The sequence below is a fragment of the Tsukamurella pseudospumae genome (assembly GCF_001575195.1).
Classification (GTDB): Bacteria; Actinomycetota; Actinomycetes; order Mycobacteriales; family Mycobacteriaceae; genus Tsukamurella; species Tsukamurella pseudospumae.
This window is the reverse complement of sequence record NZ_LSRF01000006.1, coordinates 1-23301: the sequence shown is the minus strand read 5'-3', so window position 1 is coordinate 23301 and position 23301 is coordinate 1. Positions and strand designations below refer to the sequence as shown.

Below are 23301 nucleotides of genomic sequence, written 5' to 3'. Positions count from 1 at the left end.
TGTGACGGGGAAGCACATGCGCGTGCGCGGCGTTGCGACGAGGGGAAGAATCGACACCGTCGGGCCGGGAACGTCCGCGCCGTGCCCGGCGGCACCGTCGACCACCGCGAACGCAAGGAGACCCTGTGACCGAGACCGCCCCGACGAAGGACCGCGTCGACTTCTGGTTCGACCCGCTGTGCCCGTGGTGCTGGATCACCTCGCGCTGGATCCTCGAGGTCGACAAGGTCCGCGACATCGACGTGAGTTTCCACGTGATGAGCCTGGCGGTGCTCAACGAGGGCCGCGACAACCTGCCCGAGATCTACCAGGAGCTGATGAAGACGGCGTGGGGCCCGGTGCGCGTGCTCATCGCCGCCGCCCAACGGCACGGCGACGAGGTGCTGCCCCAGCTCTACACCGCGATGGGCACCCGGATCCACAACCAGCAGAACAAGGACCTGCCGGTCGTGATCGCGGAGTCGCTCGCCGAGGTCGGCCTCGAGTCGGACCTCGCGGCTGCCGCGAACAGCACCGATGTCGACGAGGAGCTGCGCAGGAGCCACCACGCCGGCATGGACAAGGTCGGCGACGACGTGGGCACCCCCACGATCCACATCAACGGCGTCGCCTTCTTCGGGCCGGTGCTCTCGCGCATCCCGCGCGGTGAGACCGCCGGGAAGGTGTGGGACGGCGCGGTTCTGCTGTCCGCGTACCCGCATTTCTACGAGCTCAAGCGCACGCGCACCGAGGAGCCCGAGTTCGACTGAGCTCCGCACAGCGAAGAACCCCGCCGATCGATCGGCGGGGTTCTTCGCTGTGGAGGGATCAGGAGCCGGCGGGGCCGTTCGGCGGCGTACCCGGGTTCCCGGGCCGGTCATCGGAGCCCGGTTCCGCCTGCGCCCCGGACTCGTCCTTCGAGAGCTGGTGGCGCTGGGCGAAGTAGCCGCCCTCCGGATACTGCGGGGGTTGCCCGCCCTGCTGAGGCTGCTGGCCGGGGTACGCCTGCTGACTGGGCTGCCCCGGCTGAGCGGGCTGTGCCGGCGGGTACCCGGCCGACGGGGCGTGGTGAGCGAAGCCGTGCGCGGCAGGAGCCTGCGGGGCCGCGCCCGGCGCGGGGGCCAGCGTCTCCTGGCGGTTGTACACGGGTACCGGCCCGGCGGGCACGACGGCGCCGCCGCCGATGCCGCGGAGCGGCTGGGACGGTGCGAACCACAGCGAGCCCGCGCGCGTCCGGTTGCGGAGCGCCGCGGCGCGCCAGGTGAGCACCGGATGGGATGACAGGAGGTTCACCACCCAGGTGAAGAAGCCCTTGTCGGTGGACGCGCGGTCGGCGAGCTGGTCGAAGTCGACCTGCTTGCCGAGGTACTTGCCGGCGCCGAGCACGCCCATGCCGCCGGGGATCCCGGCGGGCTCGTTGAAGTAGCCGTAGTTGTCGGCGGTGTATTCCTGCGAGCGCGACAGCGCGGTCCCGATGACGGGCAGGTAACTCATCGCGAACGAGCCGACCTGGCGCCAGTAGGACACGTGGCCGGCGGCGATGTGGCCCACCTCGTGACCGATGATGTAGGCCAGCGCCTCGGGATCGCGGGCCTCGCCGCCGATCTCGAACAGGTCGCTGTAGACCACGACGAACCTGCGGAACCCGTGGCCGGACGCGAAGGCGTTGATCTGTCCGTTGCCGAGGACGACGAACGCATCGGGCACCTCGCGCATGCCGTACCGGGCCGCGGCCTCGCGCACCATCCGATAGCCCTCGGGGAACTGCGTGGGCGTCATCTGGATGCCCTGGACCCGGGGTGAGGCCCAGTTGATGCCTCGCCCGAGCCACAGGACGATCGGGACCAGCAGCGCGAGCAGCGTGTACTCGTTGATGGCGCCGAGCATCGCCAGCAGGATCGAGCCGCCGTAGATGAGCAGGGTCACCAGGATCACGATCACCAGCAGCGGGATCTCCCAGGGGTGCCGCCGGGGCGCGCCCGCGTAGGCGGGCGGCTGGTACACGGGCGTCACCGGACCGACGGGTCCGGCCGGTCCGCCCGGGAACTGCGGCCCGGCGCCGAAGGGAGCGCCGGCCGGGAACTGCGGGATCTCGCCGGTTCCCGGATACGACGGTGCCGCGCCGAGCCCGGCGGTGACCGCCGGGTCGTGCGCGCCCAGCTCGGGCAGCGCGTGATGGCTGCCGGTCCGGTGTCGCTCGGTGGGGAAATCGGCGGCGGGGATCGCGGAGGTCGCAGCGTCCGAGGGGGAGACGGACGCTGCGGCGTCCGCGCCCGGTGCTACGTCCTCCGGCTGCACGACGGGGAAGAAGCCCGTGCTGGGCATCGTCGATTCGTTCGGCTCGGAGCTGAAGGCGCCGCTGCGGGCGGACTCGGTGGGGGCGGAGTCGTCCTTCGGCTCCTGCCCCGGTGTCTGCTCGGTGCTGTCATCCATGCCATCGAATGTAGGCTGTGCCGCTCATCGATGCTCGCGCGGCGCGTGCAAGACTTGTAGCCATGCGCGTTTACCTCGGCGGCGATCACGCCGGATTCGAACTGAAGTCCCAGATCATCGAGCACCTGACGGCGGGCGGCCACGAGGTCGTCGACTGCGGCGCCCACACCTACGACGCCCTCGACGACTACCCGGCCTTCTGCATCGACGCCGCCAAGCGCGTCGTCGCCGACCCGGGCAGCCTCGGCATCGTGCTCGGCGGCAGCGGCAACGGCGAGCAGATCGCCGCCAACAAGGTGCCCGGCGCTCGCTGCGCCCTGGCGTGGAGTGTCGAGACCGCGCAGCTGGCGCGGCAGCACAACAACGCGCAGCTCATCGGTCTCGGCGGCCGCATGCACAGCAAGGAGGAGGCGCTCGCCATCGTCGACGCGTTCCTCGCCGCCGAGTGGTCCGACGAGCCGCGCCACCAGCGCCGCATCGACATCCTCTCGGAGTACGAGCGCACGGGCGTCGCGCCCGAGGTGCCCGCCTCGCCGGAGGCGTAATTGCCCGAGGGGCACACACTCCACCGGCTCGCCCTCGCCCACGACGCACTGTTCGGGGGCGAGGGCGTCCGCGTCTCCAGCCCCCAAGGGCGGTTCGCACCGGAGGCGCAGCGCCTCGACGGCAGGGTCTTCGAGCGCGCGGATTCCTGGGGCAAGCACCTGTGGCACCGCTACGAGGGCGGCGCGATCGTGCACGTGCACCTGGGCCTGTACGGCGCGTTCACGGACTTCGGCCTGGTCGACGGTGCCGCGCCCGCGCCCGTGGGGCAGGTGAGGTACCGCATCGTCGGACCGCGCGGCGGCACGGACCTGCGCGGCCCCACCGCCTGCGAGCTCGTCACGGAGGAGCAGGTCGACGGTGTCCTGGCCCGTCTCGGGCCCGACCCGCTGCGACCCGACTCCGACCCGGACGACGCACGACGGCGCATCGAGCGCTCGCGACGACCGATCGGCGCGCTGCTCATGGACCAGAAGGTGCTGGCGGGCGTCGGCAACGTCTACCGGGCGGAGGTGCTGTTCCGGGCCGGGATCGACCCGCACCGCGAGGGGCGGGACGTGTCCGGTGAGGAGTTCGACGGCATCTGGGCGGACCTGGTCGCGCTCATGCCGATCGGCGTCGAGCGCGGGCGCATGCACGTAGTGCGTCCCGAACACGACCACGGCGCACCGTCGTACGCCGAGGACCGGCCCCGGACCTATGTCTACCGGCGCACCGGCGAGCCCTGCCGGGTGTGCGGCACGCCCGTTCGCACCGAGGTGATGGAGGCGCGAAACCTCTACTGGTGTCCCACCTGTCAGAGTTGACCGCGCTGTTAGCTCAGACACAGAACCGCTTTCTTAACATGGATTTCAGCTCGTTCACACACGCAGCGGGTTGAGTCGCGGGCATGAACACGCTGACCGTCCACAGCAGGGCGGCCCGACGACCGGCGGACGCCGGCCGGGCCCGGATCACCGTGCTCGCCGTCGGCGGTACGGGCGAGTCGTGGATCGACGATCCGCGCACCGATGTCACCGGCATGCTCAGCCATGTGGTGGCGGAACTCGACGATCGGTTCACCGACCGGTGGGTGGGCTACCCGGCGTCGTACGGCCCGGTCCCGGCGCGCGACGGCGTCTCGTTCGCGGAGTCCGTCGCGATCGGCGTCGAACGCCTTCTCGTGGCGATGGCCGAGATCGACGGGCCGGTGGTCCTCATCGGGTACTCGCAGGGATGCACCGTGGTCCGACGGGTCCTGGGCGCGATGGCGGACGGTCCCGTGCTCGCGCCGCACGTGCTCGCCGCCGGCCTGATCTCCGACCCGGAGCGGCCGCACGGCAGCGACCCAGCGCTGTGCGGATCGGGCGTCGTGGGCGACGGACCTGCGGTGCCGGACGGGTTGCCACTGCTGTGGATCTCGCACCCGCAGGATGTCATCTGCAATGCCAGCGTCGACTCCTTCGTGCGTGACATCGCCGACGCGACCGCCTATCTGACGCTCCGCGACCTGGCGACCTGGGCGCCGCGCGCGGCCGGGGAGTACCTGGGGCACCGCTTCCAGAACGCCACCCGCACCGCGTTCGGGTCGCGGCAGTGGCGGCGCGACGTGGACCGGCTGCGCACCGCCGGTCGGGAGATCCTGGGCTACCTGCCGCGGGTGAACTACCGCGGGCGGGACTACAACCTGCGCGGCGACCGGCACACCGCCTACGCGAACGAGCCGCTCGCCCGGCTCCGGCACGAGGACTACGAGCTCACGGGCTGCCAGATCCTCGCGCAGTGGCTGCAGGTCCAGGCCACCTTCGCCCTCCCCGCGGAGCCGGATCGCGCCGCCCAGGCCCCGCAGCGGGCCGCGGCCGCGACCGCTGGTCTAGAGTCGGAGAAGTATTTGCAGGCCGGCTGACCCGGAGGTAGAGCGAAGTGGCACGTGACACCGAGAGCATCGAGCGCGATATCGAGCGCGCCCGGGAGCAGCTGGCGGCGACGCTGGATCAGCTGGGGGAGCGCGCGGATCCCCGCAAGCTCGCCGAGCAGGCCCAGCAATCGGTGATCGCCACCGTGACCAAGCCGCCGGTACTCGCCGCGGCAGCCGGTGCCGTCGTGCTGGTGCTCGTCGTCGTGGGATCGCGGGTCGCCCGCGCCCGCCGCGAGAAGCAGATCATCCGAGCGCTGGCCGAGGGCCGGATCTCGATCTGATCTCCGTGCTCGAGACGAGAAGGGGCGGCGCCGTGATCGGCGCCGCCCTTGTCGTTGCCGCGGTCGCGATGGGAGCGGGCGGCTGCGGCGCGCCGCCGCGCGCCGTGACGCCGTTGCCCGCCGGATACCCCGTCGCGCAGGTGCCGATCGTCGGCACGGTCAGCAAGGCGGAGACGATCGACGTGGGCCACCCGATGTGGCGCGTCACCGTCGACGGACGCGACACGGTGGCCGCCGCCCGCGCCCTGCTCGCCGCGGGGCTCGCGCCGGTCGCGCCGGGCGTCCCGCTGGACGCCGGCCGGGTCGGGGCGGTGTACCGGGGCCACGGCTTCACCGTCGGGATCTCCGCGAACGACGGTGACGTGACCTACGTGGTGAGCCCCACACCCGGCGTCTGACCTCAGGGAATCTCCTGATTCCGCGATCGCGGATCGGCGCTACGCTGGAACCATGGAGTTTCCGAAAGTACTGCTCGCCCCGGCACGTGTCGGGCTGGCCGCCGCGGGTCTCGGCCTCGCCGCGGCGGAGACCTCCGTCGCGGTGGCGCGCGACGTCGTCGGGATGGCCGCGGACCGGCTCGATCCCGGTTCGGGTGACGGCACCCGCCACGAGAACCTGATCACCGCCGCGCAGCGCGTGCCGTCGATCGTGCACCGCGTCTCCGATCTGCTCGGCGACGAGGGTGCCATCCACCGGGTGGTGGGTCCCGGCGGCGCGGCCGATCGGGTGGCGGACCTGTTCAACGAGGGGGGATCCGTCGATCGGATCATCCGGCCCGACGGTCCGCTGGACCGTGCCACCCGGGACGGCGGCATCGTCGACGTGCTGACCGCGGAGGACGGTGTCGTCGCGCAACTCGCCGCGATGACCGACGCGCTCAACCGGCTCACCCCCACGGTGTCCGCGATGAATCAGCGGATCAGCGACATCGAGACCGTGGTGGGTGCGGCCAACACCGTCGCCGAGCCGGTGACGGACCTGCTGTCGAGCCTGCCGAAGTTCGCGCTCCGCACCGCGAACGAGATGGCCCGGGCTGCGCAGCCGCGGCAGCCGCGCCCCGCCCGCATCATCGACGCGCCGTCCGCAGGTCCGACGGTGCTGCCGGCGCCCGAGGCCTCGGCCGAGAGCTCGCCCGAGACTCAGGTGTAGGACTTGGCGCAGATGGTGTAGACGGGGTCGTCGAAGAAGTAGCTGCGGTCCCACTCGCCGGTGCAGCGGGCGGAGTCCTTGAGGCCGCCCACCACGGAGATCACGGTGATGGTGCCGGGCGCGCCGCACTGCGCGGCCGCCTTGATCCAGGTTCCCGGGACCGGGGCGGAGTAGCAGTAGTTCACGTTGAGGTTCGGGGTCAGGCAGTAGGCGCGCCCCTTGGCGATCGAGGTCTGCTCCTTCTTGCACGCCTCGCCCACGGGCATCACCTGGGTGACCTTGTACGGGGACCCGCCGTCGTCGCAGTTGCCGACCTTGGGGTTCTCGGGCACGTCGTAGAGGCAGTCGTTGATCCGGAACACCTGACCGGTCGCGTCGATCGTCGCCGACGTCGCGCCCTTGCCGGGGTCGTTGCCCCCCTTGGAGTCGTTGAGCAGTGCCGCCGTCACGATCGCCGCGATGAGCGCGACCACCGCCGCGACGGCCACGATGCCGACGATGAGATTGCGGCCCGACGAGGGCTTCCGGGGAGGCTGCGGCGGCGGGCCGCCGGGGACGGGGCCGGGGGCGGCGGGGCCGCGCGGAGGCGCGGGCAGCGGAAGGGCCTGAGAGTACGCCTGGCCGGGTTCCTGCGGGTGGTACCCGCCGTGCGGGCCGGGACCCGTCATGCGCCCTCCTTCTTCGCGGCCGCCTTCATCTCCTTCTTGTGGGCGCGGACCTTCTGCAGCGACTCGCCGTCGACCACGTCCGCGACGGAGCGGAACCCGGCCTTGCCGTAGTCGCCGACCGCCGTCGCCCACCCGCGGGGCTTCACGCCGAGCTGCTTGCCGACGAGTGCCGCGAAGATCTTCGCCTTCTGGGCGCCGAACCCGGGGAGCGCTTCGATCCGCTTGACCAGATCGGCGCCGGACGAGGCCTCGGTCCAGATGCGCTCGGCGTGTCCGTCGTACTCGTCGACGACGATCCGCGCGAGCGCCTGCAGTCGGGCCGCCATGGCGCGCCCGTAGCGGTGGATCGCGGGCGGGGTGGTGCACAGTTCCTCGAATCGCACCGGATCCGCGACCGCGATGTCGCGGGGATCGATGCTCCCGAATCGCTCGAGGACCTTCCAGGGACCCGCGAACGCCCGCTCCATGGGGAACTGCTGATCGAGGAGCATGCCCGCGAGCAGCGCGAACGGGTGCTCGGAGAGCACCGCGTCCGACTCGGGTTCCCCCGTGATGTGCAACGTGACCGCCATGGCCGTCATGGTACTTCAGCCGTGCCTTCCAGTATCGGGAGCAACGCGGCGGCTAGGGTTGGTCTGACGGCCAACGGCGAGCGGAATCGAGGAGAAGCGAATGTCGAACATCGACTACGAGGTGCGCGACGAGGTCGCCTATGTGCGAATCAACCGTCCGGAGAAGCACAACGGCCTCACGCTGGACATGCTCGACGATCTGGCGCGGGCCGCGGACCGCGCGAAGAACGACCACTCGCTGCGCGCCGTGATCCTCTCGGGCGAGGGCAGTTCGTTCAGCTCCGGCCTCGACTTCGCCTCGGCGGGCAAGGAACAGCGCCGCCTGTTCATGAACTTCGTCCCGAAGCGGATCTCGGCCGCGAACAGCTTCCAGGCCGCCGGCTGGGCCTGGCGCAGTGTGCCCGCGCCCGTGATCGCCGTGGTCAACGGACACTGCTACGGCGGCGGTCTGCAGATCGCACTCGGCGCTGACTTCCGCTACGCCTCCACCGAGGCCGACTTCTCGATCCTCGAGGCGAAGTGGGGCCTGATCCCCGACATGTCGATCTCCGCGTCGATCGCCCAGCTCACGACCATCGACGTCGCGAAGCGCCTGACGATGACCGGCGAGATGTTCACCGCCAAGCAGGCCCTGGACTGGGGCCTGGTGACCGGTGTCTCCGCCGATCCGATGAAGGACGCCCTCGAGTTGGTGGAGAAGCTCAAGGAGCGCTCGCCCGATGCGGTGGCCGCCTCGAAGGCCCTGTTCGAGAACACCTGGTACAGCGGCTCGCGCCTGTCCTTCCCCGTCGAGCAGGCACTCCAGCTGGGCCTCCTGCGCGGCCGCAACCACACCATCGCCCGCACCGCGGCGATGAACAAGGAGAAGCCCGTCTTCGTCGAGCGGCAGTAGCGGGCCGGGCGGTCAGCCGCCCGGCCGGACGATGCCGTGGTCGGGGGCGAAGACCTGGCCCCGCCCCTCCGGACCGTCAGCCGCCCGGCCGGACGATGCCGTGATCGAACGCGAAAACAATCGCCTCGGCGCGGTTGCGGACGTCGAGTTTGGTGAAGATCGATCCGATGTGGCTCTTCACGGTCACGATGGAGATCACCAGCTCGGCGGCGATGTCGTCGTTCGACATCCCGCGCCCGACGAGGGCGAGCACGTCGATCTCCCGGGACGTCAGCCGGGTGATCGCCGGGCCCGACGGTGCCGCGGTCGCGACCGGTGCCGCGCGGTAGGTCTCGAGCACGCGGCCGGTCACCGCCGGGTCGAGGACGGCCTCGCCCGCAGCGACGAGCCGCACGGCCCGGATCAGCTCCTCGGCCGGTGAGTCCTTGAGCACGAAGCCGGATGCGCCGGCGCGCAGCGCCTCCGACAGCAGGTCGTCGTCGCGGAACGTGGTGAGGACGAGAACCGGTGGGGCGCCGTTGTTCCCGGTGACGCGTCGGGTGGCCTCCATGCCGCTCATCCGCTTCATCCGCAAGTCCATCAGCACCACGTCCGGCGCGGAGTCGGTGACTGCACGCGCCACCTCGTCGCCGTCGGAGCATTCGGCCACGACCTCGAATCCGTCGCGGCGGCGCAGGATCCGGTGGAGCCCGAGGCGCACCAGGTCCTGATCGTCCACCAGCAGCAGCCGGATCGGCGGGTCGGTCACGGTCATGACGGGGTCTCCTGACGGACGGTCGGACTCGGGCGGGCCGCCGGGAATCGCGCGTCCACCAGCCAGGTCCCGTCGACGGGACCGGTCGTGAGGGTGCCGCCCGCGCTCTCGACGCGCGCCCGCATGCCGTCGAGGCCCGTCCCACCCGGGGCGCGGCGGGCACCGTCGGGCACGGGGCACGCGACCCGGACGGCCAGGCCTCGCCGCTCCCGGGCCTCGACGGTGACCGCGACCTGCGCGCCCGGTGCGTGCTTGACGGCGTTGGCCAGGGACTCCTGGACCACCCGGAAGGCGGCGAGACCGGAGGTGCCGGCGAGCGCCGTCGACGAGGTCCGCTGGTCGAGGGTCACCGCGAGTCCGGCGCGCTCGAAGGACGCGACCAGCTCGGGGATGTCGGCCAGGCCGGGCTGCGCGGATCCGGGTCCGTCGGTGCGCAGCAGCTCGATGGTGTTGCGGATGTCCTTCATCGCGGTGCGGCCCTGGGTCTCCGCGTCGCGGAGGGCCTCGACGGCCTCGGCCCGGTCGTCGTCGGACTCGAGCGCGCGACGGGCGGCGGTCACGTTGAGCAGCACGACGGCGAGCGAGTGCGCCACCACGTCGTGGACCTCGGCGGCGATGGCCGCACGATCGAGCGCCGTGCGTGCCGCCTGCGCCCGGCGCTCGGCGCGCAGCAGGAGGAGCTGGTTCTGCAGCAGCTGGCCGACCGCGGCACCGAAGCAGACCGTCAGCACGATGAGCCAGGCCTGGTGGTTCGCGCCGAGCAGGCCGGCGCCGATGACGACGGCGAGGTACACGGCCAGGTGGGTCGCCGCCACTCGCGGCGTGCAGACCGCCGCGACCTGGGTGATGCCGAGGACCAGCATGAGCGGCACCACGTCGAAGGTCGTGGGCACGCACCAGAACAGCATCGCCACGCCCAGGGTGGCCGCGGTGTGCGCGGTGATCGACACGGATCGAGCACTCACGAGGCTGGCGCTGAGGTGCACCAGCGACAGGGCGATCGCGGCTGCGAGCCACACCCACTGCGCGACCTGCGGTCCGGCGAGCACTCGGGGCGCCACCGCTCCGATCGTCAGCAGCACCATCGCCGCCTCGGTGATGGTCATGTAGTACGGCGGGTACTCGTAGCCCAGCTGCGCGAGTACACGCCGGTACCGCGCCTCGAGCCACCGCAGAGCGCGCATGGCTTGCATCGTAGCCGCGCGACCAGCCCGGTTCATCCGCCCGGGGGCGGATCCCCGGCTCCACCCCCGGGCGGGGGCGCGAATCCGACTTGAGCACGCTGACCTGCGTCGACGCCGGCGATAGCGTCGAAGACGGACCCGGGACACCCACCGGGCACGGGAGAAGGAGCAGGACATGATCACCGTTGGAGTCATCGCCGCGTTCGTCCTCGCGATCGCGGTCCTCACCCACGACCGCGACGGTCTCGACTTCGGCGCGCGCGACGTTCACCGCGCGGTCGCCGAGCGCGACCACCGGACCGGGCCGCTGGGCACCGTCGTCCCCTGAGAACCGGCCGCCGCCCGCGGGAGAGCACGGGCGTGCACAATCGATGAAGGAGGACGATATGACCACGATCACACGCGCCGCCCGATCCGGATTCGGCAGCGGGCTGGGCGGCACCGTCGCGCGCACCCTGTCCATCCCCGAACCCGCCTGGCATCTCCGTGATCCCGCGCGGCCGGGGATCTCGGGCAGGAACTCGGACGATGCAGGTCCGGTGGACGACGGCGCCGGGCTGAGTGCGGCCCCGTCGTTGCCGATGGGCCGGGTGCGGGCGTCTCTGACCTACACCCTGCGCGAGGGGGACGTGATCTTCGGCGCGTCGGAGCGGTACGGGGACGTGTTCCGGTCCGAGTTCGCCGGCGGTCCGGGGCGGATCGTCATGCTGTCCAACCCCACCCACATCGCGTCGCTGATGTCGCGGCCCGACGGTGCGCCGTCGGCCACCCGGTTCTCGCCGTTGCGGCCGATCGTGGGGCCGGACTCGGTGCTCACCTCGGTCGGCCCGCGGCACAAGCAGCAGCGCGGGCTCCTGCTGCCGCAGTTCCACGGGCGCGCGGTGGCGGCGTACCAGCAGCGCATCGACGCCGCCACGGCCCACCGCATCGACCAGTGGCAGCCAGGGGAGCGGGTGGCGCTCGCCGACATCGGGCAGCAGATCACCCTCGACGTGATCATGTCGGCGGTGTTCGGCATCGACGACGAATCCGGCGCCACGCGGGCGGAGCGCGCGGTCCGCTCCTCGATGATCCGGCTGTTGCACCTCTCGACCCACCCGCTCGCGACCGTGGTGCAGCTGGTCAATGCGCGTAGCCCTGAGCCGCGGGGCGTGTTGAAGCTGGTGCTCCGTCCGCTCGACCGGGCGATCTACGCCGTGATCGCGGAGCGGCGCCGGGAGGGCGCCGACGGGCCGGACGGCGCGGGCCGCTCCGACATCCTCACGGTGCTCATGGCCGCGCGCGGCGACGACGGTGCGCCGCTGGCCGACAGTGAGATCCGCGACGAGCTGCTCACCCTGGTGCTCGCCGGGCACGAGACCACCTCGAACTCCGTGGCGTGGACCTTCGAGCGCCTCACCCGCAACCCCGAGGTGTACCGGCGAGCGGTCCTCGCCGCCCGCGAGGACGACGAGGAGGCCTACCTCGAGGCGTTGATCAACGAGTCGATGCGCAGCCGCCCGGTGGTGCCGATCGTGGCACGGGAGCTGCTGTCGGACTGGCGGTTCGGCGACTACGTCGTGGACCGCGGTGTGGTGGCACTGATCTCGATCCTGCTGCTGCACCACCGCGAGGAGCTGTACCCGCGGCCCTACGCCTTCGATCCCGAGCGCTTCCTGGGCGTCAAGCCCTCGCCGCAGAAGCTCATGCCCTTCGGCGGCGGCTCCCGCCGCTGCCTCGGGGCGGGCCTGGCGATGGCGGAGCTGCGGGTGGTGGTCACGCAGATCCTCCAGCGCGTCGATCTCGCGATGACGGACGCCCCGGCCGAGCAGCCGAGGCACCGCAACGTCACCATGATCCCGGGGCGCGGCGGCCTGGTGACCGCACTGTCCCGGGACTGAGCACAGCGCCGCTCAGGCGCGCGTGCCGCGCTCGTCGCCGAGCCGGATCGGTGCGATGTCCGCGAAGACGTCGCCCGGTCCGGGATTGGTCGGTCGCGTGCCGCCGCCGAGGTGGTGCACGACGCCCCAGACGGCGTTGAGCGCCGTCTGGAGCGCGCCCTCGGCCCACCCCGCGGTCCACGAGATGTCGTCGCCCGCCAGGAAGAAGCCGCGGTGCCGCGGATCGAGCCGCTCCTGCATGAAGTGCGTGTAGAGGCGCTCCTGGTACCGGTAGTGCCCCGGCAGGTTCGCCTTGAACGCGCCCATGAAGTAGCGCTCCGTCTCCCAGGACACGGTCTTCGGCGTGGCGATGATGTGGCTGCGGATGTCCACGCCCGGGTAGATCTCGCCGAGAGATTTGAGCATGAGGTCCATCCGCGCGTTCACGTCCAGCGGGAGCACCTTGAGCGAGTCGTCGGACCAGGTGTAGCTCAGGCAGATCACGCCGGGCCGGTCCGGACCGTGGTCGAGCAGGTAGGTGCCGCGGCTCATCCGGTCGGTCAGGGTCATCGACATCGTGTCCCGGCCGGTGGCCGGGTCGACGTCGAGCCAGAACGGGCGGTCGACCAGCGCGAACACCTTGGAGCTGCCCATGTAGTGGGTGCGCTCCACCGCGGTCCAGTGGTCGATGGGCAACAGGTCGTCGTCGCAGTCGATGGTGTTGAGCAGCATCCACGCCTGGCCGGTGAAGATCGCCGCGGGGAAGGTGCGGGTCTCGCCGCCCGCGTCGACCAGGGTGTAGCGCGGCGCACCGCCGGGGCCTGCGGTCCGGCGGATCTCGGTCACCGCGGGGCGGTGCGCGCCCCCGTTGAGATCCTTGACCGACCGGGCACCGTCGAAGGTGTTCTCCCAGAGGTGCTTCGGGAGCCGGTCCGAGCCCCCGACGATGCCGCGGTGGTGGTCGTCCGCGGCGGTGCAGGTGACCCGGAGGATCTCCAGCATCGAGTTGGGATAGTCGGTGTCCCAGCCGCCGGTGCCGAATCCGACCTGCCCGAACAGTTCCCGGTGCGCGAAGGAGCGGAAGTGCTCGGAGGCGGTGAGGAAGCCGTAGAAGGTCTGGTCGTCGAGTTCCTCGACGAGGCGCGACCACACGGCCCGGATCCGCGGCACGTCCCGGGCGCGGATCGCGTCCTGCAGTTCGGCGGCGTCGGCGTAGTCGGCGAGCGTCGCGTCCCAGGCCTTCGCCACCTCGGCGAACTCGGGCGGCAGGTCGGCGGCGGTGCGCGCGTAGTGGCTCTCACCCTTGAGGTCGATGACGGTGCTGGGCGTCGCGTCCGCGAGCGGGTTCGGGAAGGCCTGCGTCCGCAGCCCCGCGAGGTCCAGGTAGTGCTGCAGCGTGGTGGACGAGGGCGGGAAGCGCATCGCGCCCATCTCGGCGACGAGATCGTCGTCGTAGCCGGAGAACCGCTCGCTGCGCATCCGCCCGCCGATCCGGTCCGCCTCGTACACCACGGGTTTCAGGCCGATCCGGGCCAGCTCGTAGGCGGCGGTGAGCCCGGCGAGGCCGGCACCGATCACGGCGACCTCGGTCCCGAGCGCCTCGTCCGGGACACTGCCCAGGCCGTCCGGGTGGGTCACCCAGTCGTCGTAGGCGAAGGGGAAGTCGGGCCCGAACATCGTCAGGGGTGCCTCGGATGCGGACGGGCCGTGGGCGGGCATGGCGGGCTGGGTCATGTGCGCTCCTTCTCGGGGGCTAGTACAGGTCGGCGCGCCGGTCGCGCAGGTAGGTGTTCGCAATGCGGGCCTCGCGCAGCCCCTCGGCGTCGGCGGTGAAGGTCAGGAGTTCCTCGTCGCGTCCGGCGCGGGCCACGACCTCGCCGTCGGGTCCGGCAGCGGTGCTCAGCCCGCAGTACTCGAGCGTTCTCTCGCGGCCGCAGTGGTTGGTGTACGCGATGTACAACTGGCTCTCGAAGGCCCGCACCGGCACGAGACGTTCCGCGATCCGGCCGAACGGTTCCATCAGGCCCGTCGGGATCAGGAGCAGGTCGGTGCCGGCCTCCGCGTGGGCGCGGACGGCCTCGGGGAACTCCACGTCGTAGCAGATGAGGAGCCCGCAGCGCAGGCCGCCGAGGTCGAACTGCACGGGCAGCTCGTCGCCGGGTGCGAAGACCGCGCGGTCGAGGTCCCCGAAGAGGTGCGTCTTGCGGTAGTGCGCGAGCTCCGCACCGTCGGGAGCGATCACGGTGGTGGCGTTGAAGACCCGATCGCCCTCGCGCTCGGGATACCCCGCCACGATGGCGATGCCGTGGCGGCGGGCGACCGCGCCGACCGCCGCGTGGTACTCGCCGCCGCGCGGACGAGCGAGTTCGGTTGCGGCCGGGCCGATGTCGTAGCCGGTCACCGACAGCTCGGGCGTCACCAGCATCTGCGCGCCGCCGGCGGCGGCGCGGGCTGCCGCATCGTCGATCGCGGCCAGGTTGCGCCCGACGTCCGGCTCGGGCCCGAGGCCCTCCGGCCCCTGGTACATCCCGACGACGACCGTCATGACGCCTCCTTCGCGAGCGCGACCCCGCCCCGCAGGCGCGAGTGGCGGTAGCCGTAGCCGAAGTAGACCGCGAGGCCGACCGCCGACCAGATGCCGAAGGCGATCCACGTCGGGGTCTCCAGCTGCAGCATGAGGTAGACGCAGAAGCCGATGCCGAGGACCGGGACGACCGGGAAGAGCGGCGTCCGGAACGCCCGGGGGAGATCGGGGCGGGTGCGGCGCAGGACGATCACGCCCACGTTGACCAGCGCGAAGGCGAAGAGCGAGCCGATCGATGTGGCGTTGGCGAGCTCGCCCAGGGGGACGAACCCGGCGAGCGTGGCGACGAGCGCACCGACGATGAGGATGTTGCGCACGGGCACGAAGGTGCGCGGGTTGACCTTCGCGAAGACCTTCGGCACCAGGCCGTCGCTGCCCATCGTGTAGAGGATGCGGGTCTGGCCGTACATCACCGCGAGCACCACGCTGGCGATGGCGATCACGGCGCCGATCGACAGGATCACGGATGGCCAGGTCTGACCGGTGACCCCGGTGAGGATCTTCGCCAGTGAAGCCTCGGACCCGCCGAACTCCTGCCAGGGCATCGCGCCGATCGCCGCGAGGGCCACGAGGCAGTAGAGCACCGTGATGATGCCGAGCGACAGGATGATCGCGCGCGGCAGGTCACGGGTGGGGTTCTTGGCCTCGTTACCGGCGGTCGACGCGGCGTCGAAGCCGATGTAGGAGAAGAACACCATCGCCGCCGCGGCGGTCATGCCGTTGACGCCGAAGGGCATGAACGGGCTGAGGTTGCCCGCCTTGAAGGCGGTGAAGGCGATGGCGCAGAAGAACACCAGCACGCAGAGCTTGAGGACCACCATGGCCGTGTTGAGCCGGGCGCTCTCCGTGGCGCCGCCCACCAGCACGAGGCACGCGAGCGCCACGATCACCATGCTGGGGATGTTGACGATGCCGCCGTCGCCGGGCGGGGCGGCGATCGCGGCGGGCAGCTCGACGTCGAAGAGGGTGCGCAGCAGCTCGTTGATGTACTGGCCCCAGCCGACGGCGACCGCCGCGACGGAGACGCCGTACTCGAGCAGCAGGCACCAGCCGCAGACCCACGCGAAGAGCTCGCCGATCGTGGCGTACGCGTAGGAGTAGGAGCTGCCGGACACGGGGATGGTTCCGGCCATCTCGGCGTAGGACAGCGCCGAGAACAGCGCCGTCACGGCGGCCAGGACGAACGCGACGATGACCGCCGGCCCGGCCTTCGGCGTCGCCTCGCCGAGGATGACGAAGATGCCGGTGCCGAGCGAGGCGCCGATGGACAGCGCGGTCAGGTGGCCCAGGCCCATCGACCGCTTGAGCTGCGGTCCCTCGTGTTCGGCGGCGCTGTCGGCCAGGATCCGGTCGACCGGCTTGCGGGCGATGAGGCCCGCCGTGAACGGGTTCACCGGGCGTTCACCGCGAGGACCGACAGCAGCTCGTACGCGACGTGCGCGGCGGCGACGCCGGTCAGCTCGGCGTGGTCGTACGGCGGGGCCACCTCGACGACGTCCGCGCCCACCACATCGGTGCCGACGAGCGCGCGGATCGTGTTCAGCAGCTCGCGGCTCGTCATGCCGCCCGCCTCGGGCGTGCCGGTGCCGGGCGCGTGCGCGGGGTCGAGGACGTCGATGTCGACGGAGACGTAGACGGGGCCGCCGGCACCGTCGGGCCCGGCGAGGCGACGGCGCATGCGGTCGATGACCGTCTGCAGTCCCTCGTTCTCGTAGTCGTCCGAGCGGACCACCTGGAAGCCGAGCACGCCGTCGGCGGTGAGGTCCTGCTCGCCGTAGAGCGGGCCGCGGATGCCGATGTGCATCGAGCGCTCGAGGTCGATCAGGCCCTCCTCGCTCGTCCGGCGGAACGGGGTGCCGTGCGTGTACGGCGCGCCGAAGTAGGTGTCCCAGGTGTCGAGGTGGGCGTCGAAGTGCAGCACCGCGACAGGGCCGCGGTCGGCCGAGACGGCCCGCAGGATCGGCAGGGCCAGCGTGTGGTCGCCACCCAGGGTGAGGACCTTGGAGCCCGCGGAGCGCAGGCGCGCGATCTCGGCCTCGACGGTGCCGAGCGCCTCCTGGATGTCGAACGGGTTCACCGCGAGGTCGCCGGCGTCGGCCACCTGATGCACGGCGAACGGGGAGACGTCGAGTGCGGGGTTGTAGGGCCGCAGCAGCTTCGACGACGCCCGGATGTGGCCAGGGCCGAAGCGTGCGCCGGGGCGGTAGCTGACGCCGGAGTCGAAGGGGATGCCGAGCACGGCGACGGCGGCGGAGTCCACCTCGTCGAGTCGGGGCAGGCGGGCGAAGGTCGCGGGGCCGCAGTAGCGCGGAATGAGACTCGCGTCCACCGGTCCGCGGGGCTGCGACGGGCGCTGGGTTTCGTCGGACACGGATGGATCCTCTCGCAGGGGCTGCAATTGTGGGCCGGATCACATAGTGTGGGACATCGACCGACTTGTCAACTCGAGTTTCCTGGGAGGAAACAGGCGTTGGATGCGATTGCTCCGGGGGCGGATGCCCTTCCGCCCGTGTCGGATCAGGTGGGCGGGGCGCTCAAGGCGGCCCGTCGTTCCCGCCGGCTGACGCTCGCCGACATCGCGGAGCGGGTCGGCGTCACCAAGGGATACCTGTCGAAGGTGGAGCGGGGGCTCGCGGCACCGTCGATGGCCGTCCTCGTCCGGCTGTGCGAGGTCCTGGAGGTCCCCGTCGGATCGCTGTTCGACGGTGGCGGGGCGGGCTCGGTCGTCCGGGCCGACGCCTATCCGCAGGTGAGTTTCGGCGGCACCGGCCTGTCCGAGTATCTGCTCACGCCGTCCGCCGAACAGCGGGTTCAGGTGCTGCTCAGCGACATCGAGCCCGGCGGCGGCAGCGGCGACGAGTCCTACGCGCTACCCGCCGAGGTGTCCTTCGTACTGGTGCAGCGCGGGCTGCTGCACCTCACCTTGCCCCCGGAGCCGGGCGTCGAGCTGGCCGTCGGGGACGCGATGACCTTCGACCCCGGACGCCCGCACGCCTTCGCCGCGGGACCCGAGGGGGCGCGCGTGCTGTGGGTGATGGCGCCCGCGTTGCCCGGCCGGTCGGACGGCGGGGCGCGGGCGGGGGCGGCTACGCCCCGGTGAAGCGGGGCGGGCGCTTGTCCAGCATGGCGGCGACCGCCTCGTGATGGTCCGCGGTCGCATGCGCGATGGTCTGCATCGCCGCGGACAGCTCGAGCAGCGCGTCGAGGCTCTGGTGCTGCCCCTCGCGGAGAAGGCGCTTCGTCATCCGCAGGGCCTGCGGCGGGTTCGCCGCGACGCGGTCCGCGAGGGTGCGCGCAGCGGCGAGCAGGTCGTCGGGCTCGACGACGCTCGACACCATGCCCCATGCCAGCGCCGTCTCGGCGTCGACCGCGTCGCCCGTGAGTGCCATCTCTGTGGCGCGCGCCATGCCGACGATGCGGGGGAGCAGCCACGCCCCGCCGTCGCCGGGGATCAGCCCCACTTTGACGAAGCTCTCCGCGAAGAGCGCCCGTGTGGAGGCCACTCGCAGGTCGCACATCATCGCGAGGTCGCAGCCCGCGCCGATCGCGGGACCGTTCACCGCGGCCACCGTCGGGACCTCGCAGTGGTACAGCGCCCGCGGAATCCGCTGGATGCCGTGCCGGTAGCCCTGCCGCTGCTGGGCCGCGGTGCCGCCGAACATGCCCTCCTTGTCGCGCATGTGCTTCACGTTGCCGCCGGAGCTGAACGCCGACCCCGCGCCGGTGAGGATCGCGACACGGACCTCGTCGTCGTGGTTGACCGCGTCGACGGCGCGCTCGATCGCCTCGATCATCGCGTCGTCGGACACCGGGTTGCGCGCCGCGGGGTCGTTCAGGGTCCAGGTGACGACGGGGCCGTCGCGCTCGATCAGGAGGGGTTCGGTCATGATCCGACCCTAGGCGGACCATCGTGCGCGCGAGGGAGGCATCCCGAACTCGGCCGTGAACGCGGCGGTGAACGCCGCGGGGGTCGAATACCCCAGGCGTCCCGCGGTCGCCGTGACGCTGAAGGTGCGCAGGAGCGCTACGGCGGCGAGCAGCCGGGCACGCCTGCGCCACGCCGCGGGGCTGGTCCCCGTCGCCGCGCGGAACCGCGTGGTGAAGGCGCGCTCGCTCCGCCCGCACCGCCGTGCCCACGTGGCGTTGTCGACGGCGACCTCGGGCTCGACGAGGTACTCGCGGCACAGCGCGCGCAGTTCCGGATCGGCGGGAAGGGGAACGTGGAGCGGAAGCGGTGCCAGGGCGGCGATCTCGTGCAGCAGCAACGCGGCGACGGCTCCGGCGCGTCCCGCCTCGTCGTAGTCGGCGGGGAAGTCGACGGCGGTCAGCAGGAGCTCCCGGAGCAGTCCCGTCACCTCGACGACCGTGCAACGCGCCGGCCACCACGGAGCGGCGGCCGGTTCGATGTAGAGGCTGCGCGTGCTCACGCCCGCGTAGCGGACGGCGTGCGGCTCGCCGGGCGGGATGAGGACGGCGCGGTCGGTCGGCACCGTCCACGCCCCGTCCGCCGTGTCGACCTCCATGACGCCCGTCGCGGCGTACAGGAACTGCGCTCGACGGTGGCTGTGCCGCGCCTGTTCGTAGCCGTCGGGGTAGTCGGTGCCGACGGGGAGCACGTCCCGCGGGAGGTCCTCGAGATCGATGACCGGAACGTTCCGCATGCCCGTGATGCTACTGGGATTCGAAGATATCCAGCTCACGATCGATTGTCGGCAGCGTCGGAGTCCGGTGGAATCGATGAGTGAGTGCAGTGATCCTGGTCCTGGTGGGCGCGGTGTCGGGCGTGACGACCGCGATGTTCGGTTTCGGGGGAGGGTTCGTCGCAGTACCGGTGCTGACGTGGGCGGACGCGTACCTGGGAGGCGACGCCCCACGCGCTGCCGTCGCGACCTCGTCGGTACTGATGGTGGTCGCAGCCGCGGTGGCGACGGCCTCCACCCGGCGTGCGGTGCTGTCCGAGCTGCGGGGGAGCGGGCGCCTGCTCGGCCTCCTCGCCGTCGGCGGAGCGGCCGGGGCGGTCGTGGCGCGGCACGTCCCCGGCGGCGCGATCGCAGTGGGCTTCGTCGCCTACCTCGTCGTCACGATCGTGTCCGTCACCGTCCGGCCGGGTTTCGTGCGGCCGGACGGTGACGATGCTCCTCCCATCCCGTCGGCCGCCGGCCTCCCGATCGGCGCCGTCGCGGCCGTGCTGGGCGTGGGCGGCAGCGTCCTGACCGTGCCGATGATGCGGCGCAACGGGCATCGCATGGACGTGGCGGCGGCGCTGGCGAATCCGCTGACCCTCGCGGTGGCGCTGCCTGCGACCACCGTGTTCCTGCTGTGGTCCGGCGGCCGGCCCGCCGGTGCGGGATTCGGTTTCCTGGGCGCCGTCGATCTCCGAGCGGCGGGCGCCCTCATGCTGGGATCGCTCCCCGTGATCGTCCTGGTGCGGCGTCGCACACCGCGCCTGTCCGATGTTGCGCACGCGCGGTGGTACGTCGGGTTGCTGGTGGTGGTGACGATCGCGATGGCGGCCACGTTGGTGCGGTGAGCCCGGTGAGCCCGGTGAGCCCGGTGATCCGGGTGGATGGGCTCAGGTGGGCCAGTCGACGCCGAATCGACGTGCCAGGACCCGCTCCCCGGCGGGGGTCACCCGCACGGCGCGGTACAGCGGTAGGCGTTCGGCCCAGCCCGCGGTGAAGAACCGGTCGCTGAGCGCCCGGCCTGCGCCGCCCGCGAGGTGGTGCCGGGTCTCGGTCCAGTCGATGCAGTACCGGACCAGCGGGCGGGCGGCACCGTCGGGCAGCACGACGCCGAGGTCGTCGAGGAAGGCGAGCCCGTCGTCGGTGAGGCGGTAGTCCAACTCCCGGCCCGCCGAGGCGGGGCGGTCGGCACCGTCGTCGCGGAACAGGCCGTCGCCGCCCGTCAGATGTCCGTGGTCGAGCAGCGAGCCCATGATCGCGACGCCGAGGCGGCCTGCGAAGTGGTCGTAGCAGGTGCGGGCCGTGCGAAGGCGCTCCGCGCGGGTGGTCGCCTTGAGCGAGCTGACCGGCTGCGGCGGGGCGAACGCGGCCAACCGCTCGACGAGGTCGGCGACCTCCGGCCCCGCGATCCGGTACCAGCGGTGGCGCCCCGCGGACCGGACCGCGAGCAGGCCCCCGTCGACGAGGCGTCGGAGGTGGCCGCTCGCGGTGGGGCGCGACACTCCGGCCTCGTCGGCGAGGACGCCGGCGGCGAGCTCCCTACCGCCCAAGAGGGACAAGAGGATCCGGCTGCGGGTGCGGTCGGCGAACAACTCGCCGATCCCCGCCAGATCCGCATCACCCGGCATCGCTGCGCACCTCCTGCTCTCCGGGGGCGGTGGCGCCGATGCTGGTGACCACCCCCACCACGAGTATGACCGCGACGGCGCCGAAGGTCACCGCGAGCGCGGTGGAGGTGCGGCCGGTGGCGTTGTAGAGCGCCCCGAATCCGGCGACGCCGAGCGCCCCGCCCGCCTGGCGCGCACAGTTGAGCACCGCCCCGGCGAGCCCGGCGTGTTCGGGCGGCGCGGCGTCCAGCGCGACGGAGGTCATCGCGGGCATGGCGAGCGACGCGAGCCCGATCAGGCTCATCCCCGTGACGATCGCGCTCGGGTGGGACGCGCCGACGGCGACCACCAGCGCGCCCGTCGCCGCGCAGGCGAAGCCCGCGACCATCGGCGGCCGGGGACCGGTACGCGCGGTGACGAATCCACTCGCGGTGGATCCGAGTGCCACGACCACCGTCATCGGCAGGATCGCCGCCCCGGTCTCGAGCACCGTCAGGCCGTGCACCTGCTGCAGGGCCAACCCGACGACGAGCAGCGCCCCGTACAGCGCGAAGTTGAAGACCAGCCCCGTGATCGCCGCGCCTCGGAACGGTCCGCGCGCGAGCAGCCCGCGGGGAACCATGGGATGCCGCGCGACGCGCTGGGAGGCGACGAAGGCGCTGGTCGCGAGCACGGCGGCGGCCGCCAGGGCGCCCGCGAGCGCAGCGCGCCCCTGACCGAGCTCGATGAGGGCGGCCGTGCCGAGAGCCAGCGCCGCCGCGCCGACGGTCGCGCCCCGCACGTCCAGGGGGCGGGCGTGCCGGGGCGAGTCGGGCACCGTCGCCCACACGGCCAGCCCCGCGAGGATCGCGATCGGCGCGCCCACCCAGAACACCGCGCGCCACCCCGCGCTCGCGGCCAGGAGGCCGCCGATCGGCGGACCCGCCGCGAATCCGGCGCTGGCGATCCCGCCCCAGATCCCCAGCGCCCGTGCCCGTTCCGCCGCACCGGGGTAGAGCTCGCCGATCATCGCCAGCGAGCTGGGCAGGATCATCGCCGCCGCCACGCCCTGCACGACGCGGAAGCCGATCAGTGCCGCCCAGCCGGGGGCCAGTGCGCAGCCCGCCGTGGCGAGCGCGAACAGTGCGAATCCGAGGACGCAGACCTGCTTGCGTCCGAATCGGTCGGCCGCGGGGCCGGCGAGGAGCATCAGCGCCGCGAACGGGATGGTGTAGCCGTCGACCGCCCACTGCGCGAGGCCCAGGCCGCCGCCCAGATCGCGGGTCATCGAGCCCAGGACGACGTTGACGACGGTGGCGTCGAACTGGATCAGGCCGAACGCCAGGGACAGGGCCAGGAGTGCGACGGTGCGCCGCCGATCGGGATGCATGACACCAGCCTGGTGCCGGAACGGTTCGGTGCCCGCCGAACAGTTCGCCGCAGGTGATTTCCACCCGTGCGAGGCCATGCCGTAGCATGTTGCGAGCGTCGTGAGACGTACGCGGGCGTAGCTCAATGGTAGAGCCCTAGTCTTCCAAACTAGCTACGCGGGTTCGATTCCCGTCGCCCGCTCAGATGGAAAGGCCCTGGTCGGAGTAGGTTTCCGGCCGGGGTCTTTGTCGTGTTCGGGGGCGCTGCAAGGGGCTGGGGCCGCGCTGGGGCCGCGCGTCGATTCGGGGCGAACCTGTCTACGCTCAGCCGGAAGCGGCCAGTCAGAAGTGCCAGCCACCGTGATGTGGCTCCCGCTACGATTGCGGCAACGACTAGCCTCGGCCTTTCGCGGGTGAGGTCGTGTCGGACATGAAGAAAGGTGCTCTGAGCTGGAAGAATAGGGGTTACCACACCAACCTATTTCCAGTCTCGAAGGAGCACCTTTCTGGTGAGTCAGTCTACGTCCTGCTACCCGAAGGTGTCGGTCGACGCGGCCGGAACGAACCTCGTCTCGCATGCCGGGACAGTGCTGTTGCTTCGTACCGCCGAGACGGTCGGTCTGACCGCGGCTCTGACCAGTGCGTTGATGCCGTGGCGCAAGCCGAACGCGATCCACGATCCGGGGAAGACGGTGCTTGATCTGGCGGTGTCGATCGCGGCGGGCGGGGACTGCCTGGCCGACCTCGATCAGCTCCGCACCCAACCACAGGTGATGGGCCAGGTCGCCTCCGATCCGACGGTGTCGCGGCTGATCACCGCCTTAGCAGGCGATGTCGACGCGGCGTTGGCGGCGATCGCTGCGGCGTC

25 protein-coding genes, 1 tRNA gene and 1 pseudogene are annotated in these 23301 nt (G+C 71.8%); 14 read left to right on the top strand and 13 right to left on the bottom strand.

What is annotated here, in order from left to right:
- Positions 1-125 precede the first annotated feature (125 nt).
- Positions 126-749, top strand: coding sequence for a mycothiol-dependent nitroreductase Rv2466c family protein (locus AXK60_RS05505; RefSeq protein WP_068570102.1), 624 nt, complete (start codon positions 126-128; stop codon positions 747-749).
- Between the two features lie 271 nt (positions 750-1020).
- Here the strand turns inward: AXK60_RS05505 and AXK60_RS27530 are convergent.
- A pseudogene (locus AXK60_RS27530) lies at positions 1021-1983 on the bottom strand (M48 family metallopeptidase); the annotation flags it as partial.
- Positions 1984-2474: 491 nt separating this feature from the next.
- Between AXK60_RS27530 and AXK60_RS05495 the strand changes: the two are divergent.
- The 6 genes from AXK60_RS05495 to AXK60_RS05470 all read left to right on the top strand — a co-directional run bounded on the left by AXK60_RS05495 (position 2475) and on the right by AXK60_RS05470 (position 6282).
- Complete coding sequence (locus tag AXK60_RS05495) at positions 2475-2957, top strand: ribose-5-phosphate isomerase (protein WP_068570100.1); 483 nt, start codon at positions 2475-2477, stop codon at positions 2955-2957.
- Complete coding sequence (locus AXK60_RS05490) at positions 2958-3761, top strand: Fpg/Nei family DNA glycosylase (RefSeq protein WP_068570099.1); 804 nt, start codon at positions 2958-2960, stop codon at positions 3759-3761.
- An 83-nt stretch (positions 3762-3844) separates the two neighbouring features.
- Positions 3845-4840 (top strand): PE-PPE domain-containing protein, encoded by a 996-nt coding sequence (locus AXK60_RS05485; RefSeq protein WP_068570098.1) that lies wholly within the window; start codon positions 3845-3847, stop codon positions 4838-4840.
- Positions 4841-4857: 17 nt separating this feature from the next.
- Positions 4858-5133 carry a DUF3618 domain-containing protein gene (locus tag AXK60_RS05480; RefSeq protein WP_068570097.1) on the top strand — a complete coding sequence of 92 codons (276 nt, stop codon included), beginning with the start codon at positions 4858-4860 and terminating at the stop codon, positions 5131-5133.
- 32 nt (positions 5134-5165) lie between these two features.
- The gene (locus AXK60_RS05475; RefSeq protein ID WP_068570096.1) at positions 5166-5531 is read left to right on the top strand and encodes a hypothetical protein; all 366 of its coding nucleotides are present in this window, start codon (positions 5166-5168) and stop codon (positions 5529-5531) included.
- 52 nt (positions 5532-5583) lie between these two features.
- Entirely contained in the window at positions 5584-6282 is a 699-nt protein-coding gene (locus AXK60_RS05470; protein WP_068570095.1) for a hypothetical protein, read from the top strand.
- Here the strand turns inward: AXK60_RS05470 and AXK60_RS05465 are convergent.
- Both AXK60_RS05465 and AXK60_RS05460 read right to left on the bottom strand, forming a co-directional pair.
- The gene (locus tag AXK60_RS05465) at positions 6273-6950 is read right to left on the bottom strand and encodes a hypothetical protein (protein WP_068570094.1); all 678 of its coding nucleotides are present in this window, start codon (positions 6948-6950) and stop codon (positions 6273-6275) included. The genes AXK60_RS05470 and AXK60_RS05465 overlap by 10 nt on opposite strands.
- Positions 6947-7522 carry an HhH-GPD-type base excision DNA repair protein gene (locus tag AXK60_RS05460; protein WP_068570093.1) on the bottom strand — a complete coding sequence of 192 codons (576 nt, stop codon included), beginning with the start codon at positions 7520-7522 and terminating at the stop codon, positions 6947-6949. The genes AXK60_RS05465 and AXK60_RS05460 overlap by 4 nt, the downstream gene beginning before the upstream one ends.
- A 100-nt stretch (positions 7523-7622) precedes the next feature.
- Here AXK60_RS05460 and AXK60_RS05455 point away from each other — a divergent pair, with 100 nt between their 5' ends.
- Positions 7623-8414 (top strand): crotonase/enoyl-CoA hydratase family protein, encoded by a 792-nt coding sequence (locus AXK60_RS05455; protein WP_068570092.1) that lies wholly within the window; start codon positions 7623-7625, stop codon positions 8412-8414.
- Positions 8415-8490: 76 nt separating this feature from the next.
- On the opposite strand, the gene AXK60_RS05450 is transcribed toward AXK60_RS05455, so the two are convergent.
- Positions 8491-9168 (bottom strand): response regulator transcription factor, encoded by a 678-nt coding sequence (locus AXK60_RS05450; protein WP_068570091.1) that lies wholly within the window; start codon positions 9166-9168, stop codon positions 8491-8493.
- Positions 9165-10352, bottom strand: a complete 1188-nt coding sequence (locus AXK60_RS05445; protein WP_068570090.1) for a sensor histidine kinase — start codon at positions 10350-10352, stop codon at positions 9165-9167. Before AXK60_RS05445 ends, AXK60_RS05450 begins: the two co-directional genes overlap by 4 nt.
- Positions 10353-10527: 175 nt before the next feature.
- On the opposite strand from AXK60_RS05445, the gene AXK60_RS26790 reads away from it, so the two are divergent.
- The gene (locus tag AXK60_RS26790; RefSeq protein ID WP_156485574.1) at positions 10528-10680 is read left to right on the top strand and encodes a hypothetical protein; all 153 of its coding nucleotides are present in this window, start codon (positions 10528-10530) and stop codon (positions 10678-10680) included.
- Positions 10681-10738: 58 nt separating this feature from the next.
- Complete coding sequence (locus AXK60_RS05440; protein ID WP_068570089.1) at positions 10739-12232, top strand: cytochrome P450; 1494 nt, start codon at positions 10739-10741, stop codon at positions 12230-12232.
- A gap of 12 nt (positions 12233-12244) precedes the next feature.
- On the opposite strand, the gene AXK60_RS05435 is transcribed toward AXK60_RS05440, so the two are convergent.
- Genes AXK60_RS05435 through speB form a run of 4 tightly spaced genes read right to left on the bottom strand, consistent with a single transcriptional unit; the run spans position 12245 to position 17166 of the window.
- Positions 12245-13945: a flavin monoamine oxidase family protein gene (locus tag AXK60_RS05435; protein ID WP_068570088.1), complete on the bottom strand. Its 1701-nt coding sequence runs from the start codon at positions 13943-13945 to the stop codon at positions 12245-12247.
- Between the two features lie 19 nt (positions 13946-13964).
- Positions 13965-14756, bottom strand: a complete 792-nt coding sequence (locus AXK60_RS05430) for a carbon-nitrogen hydrolase family protein (protein ID WP_082777834.1) — start codon at positions 14754-14756, stop codon at positions 13965-13967.
- Positions 14753-16189 carry an amino acid permease gene (locus tag AXK60_RS05425; RefSeq protein WP_068570087.1) on the bottom strand — a complete coding sequence of 479 codons (1437 nt, stop codon included), beginning with the start codon at positions 16187-16189 and terminating at the stop codon, positions 14753-14755. The genes AXK60_RS05430 and AXK60_RS05425 overlap by 4 nt, the downstream gene beginning before the upstream one ends.
- Positions 16186-17166, bottom strand: a complete 981-nt coding sequence (speB, locus tag AXK60_RS05420; RefSeq protein ID WP_068570086.1) for an agmatinase — start codon at positions 17164-17166, stop codon at positions 16186-16188. The genes AXK60_RS05425 and speB overlap by 4 nt, the downstream gene beginning before the upstream one ends.
- 138 nt (positions 17167-17304) lie before the next feature.
- Between speB and AXK60_RS05415 the strand changes: the two genes are divergently transcribed.
- On the top strand, positions 17305-17895 hold the full coding sequence (locus tag AXK60_RS05415) for a helix-turn-helix domain-containing protein (RefSeq protein ID WP_231855437.1): 591 nt from the start codon (positions 17305-17307) through the stop codon (positions 17893-17895).
- On the opposite strand, the gene AXK60_RS05410 is transcribed toward AXK60_RS05415, so the two are convergent.
- Both AXK60_RS05410 and AXK60_RS05405 read right to left on the bottom strand, forming a co-directional pair.
- Positions 17882-18682, bottom strand: coding sequence for a crotonase/enoyl-CoA hydratase family protein (locus AXK60_RS05410; protein ID WP_068570085.1), 801 nt, complete (start codon positions 18680-18682; stop codon positions 17882-17884). The two genes, AXK60_RS05415 and AXK60_RS05410, sit on opposite strands and share 14 nt — an antisense overlap.
- Positions 18683-18691: 9 nt before the next feature.
- Positions 18692-19456: a helix-turn-helix domain-containing protein gene (locus tag AXK60_RS05405; protein WP_068570084.1), complete on the bottom strand. Its 765-nt coding sequence runs from the start codon at positions 19454-19456 to the stop codon at positions 18692-18694.
- 80 nt (positions 19457-19536) lie between these two features.
- Here AXK60_RS05405 and AXK60_RS05400 point away from each other — a divergent pair, with 80 nt between their 5' ends.
- Positions 19537-20325, top strand: coding sequence for a sulfite exporter TauE/SafE family protein (locus AXK60_RS05400; RefSeq protein WP_082777833.1), 789 nt, complete (start codon positions 19537-19539; stop codon positions 20323-20325).
- 42 nt (positions 20326-20367) lie between these two features.
- Here the strand turns inward: AXK60_RS05400 and AXK60_RS05395 are convergent, their stop codons facing one another.
- Entirely contained in the window at positions 20368-21105 is a 738-nt protein-coding gene (locus AXK60_RS05395; RefSeq protein WP_068570083.1) for an ArsR/SmtB family transcription factor, read from the bottom strand.
- A complete protein-coding gene (locus AXK60_RS05390; RefSeq protein ID WP_068570082.1) occupies positions 21095-22453 on the bottom strand; it encodes an MFS transporter in 1359 nt (452 codons plus the stop codon). The genes AXK60_RS05395 and AXK60_RS05390 overlap by 11 nt, the downstream gene beginning before the upstream one ends.
- A 111-nt stretch (positions 22454-22564) precedes the next feature.
- Here AXK60_RS05390 and AXK60_RS05385 point away from each other — a divergent pair.
- Together AXK60_RS05385 and AXK60_RS05380 are read left to right on the top strand one after the other, a co-directional pair.
- A tRNA-Gly gene (locus AXK60_RS05385) sits at positions 22565-22635 on the top strand.
- Positions 22636-22942: 307 nt separating this feature from the next.
- A partial coding sequence (locus tag AXK60_RS05380) for a transposase (RefSeq protein ID WP_175399937.1) occupies positions 22943-23301 on the top strand: 359 nt, incomplete at its 3' end.

Coding starts and splice junctions, on each gene's coding strand:
- AXK60_RS05495 (WP_068570100.1), top strand. CDS start 2,475: ATGCGCGTTTACCTCGGCGGCGATCACGCCGGATTCGAACTGAAGTCC.
- AXK60_RS05485 (WP_068570098.1), top strand. CDS start 3,845: ATGAACACGCTGACCGTCCACAGCAGGGCGGCCCGACGACCGGCGGAC.
- AXK60_RS05470 (WP_068570095.1), top strand. CDS start 5,584: ATGGAGTTTCCGAAAGTACTGCTCGCCCCGGCACGTGTCGGGCTGGCC.
- AXK60_RS05465 (WP_068570094.1), bottom strand. CDS start 6,950: ATGACGGGTCCCGGCCCGCACGGCGGGTACCACCCGCAGGAACCCGGC.
- AXK60_RS05460 (WP_068570093.1), bottom strand. CDS start 7,522: ATGGCGGTCACGTTGCACATCACGGGGGAACCCGAGTCGGACGCGGTG.
- AXK60_RS05455 (WP_068570092.1), top strand. CDS start 7,623: ATGTCGAACATCGACTACGAGGTGCGCGACGAGGTCGCCTATGTGCGA.
- AXK60_RS05450 (WP_068570091.1), bottom strand. CDS start 9,168: ATGACCGTGACCGACCCGCCGATCCGGCTGCTGCTGGTGGACGATCAG.
- AXK60_RS05445 (WP_068570090.1), bottom strand. CDS start 10,352: ATGCGCGCTCTGCGGTGGCTCGAGGCGCGGTACCGGCGTGTACTCGCG.
- AXK60_RS26790 (WP_156485574.1), top strand. CDS start 10,528: ATGATCACCGTTGGAGTCATCGCCGCGTTCGTCCTCGCGATCGCGGTC.
- AXK60_RS05440 (WP_068570089.1), top strand. CDS start 10,739: ATGACCACGATCACACGCGCCGCCCGATCCGGATTCGGCAGCGGGCTG.
- AXK60_RS05435 (WP_068570088.1), bottom strand. CDS start 13,945: ATGACCCAGCCCGCCATGCCCGCCCACGGCCCGTCCGCATCCGAGGCA.
- AXK60_RS05430 (WP_082777834.1), bottom strand. CDS start 14,756: ATGACGGTCGTCGTCGGGATGTACCAGGGGCCGGAGGGCCTCGGGCCC.
- AXK60_RS05410 (WP_068570085.1), bottom strand. CDS start 18,682: ATGACCGAACCCCTCCTGATCGAGCGCGACGGCCCCGTCGTCACCTGG.
- AXK60_RS05405 (WP_068570084.1), bottom strand. CDS start 19,456: ATGCGGAACGTTCCGGTCATCGATCTCGAGGACCTCCCGCGGGACGTG.
- AXK60_RS05395 (WP_068570083.1), bottom strand. CDS start 21,105: ATGCCGGGTGATGCGGATCTGGCGGGGATCGGCGAGTTGTTCGCCGAC.
- AXK60_RS05390 (WP_068570082.1), bottom strand. CDS start 22,453: ATGCATCCCGATCGGCGGCGCACCGTCGCACTCCTGGCCCTGTCCCTG.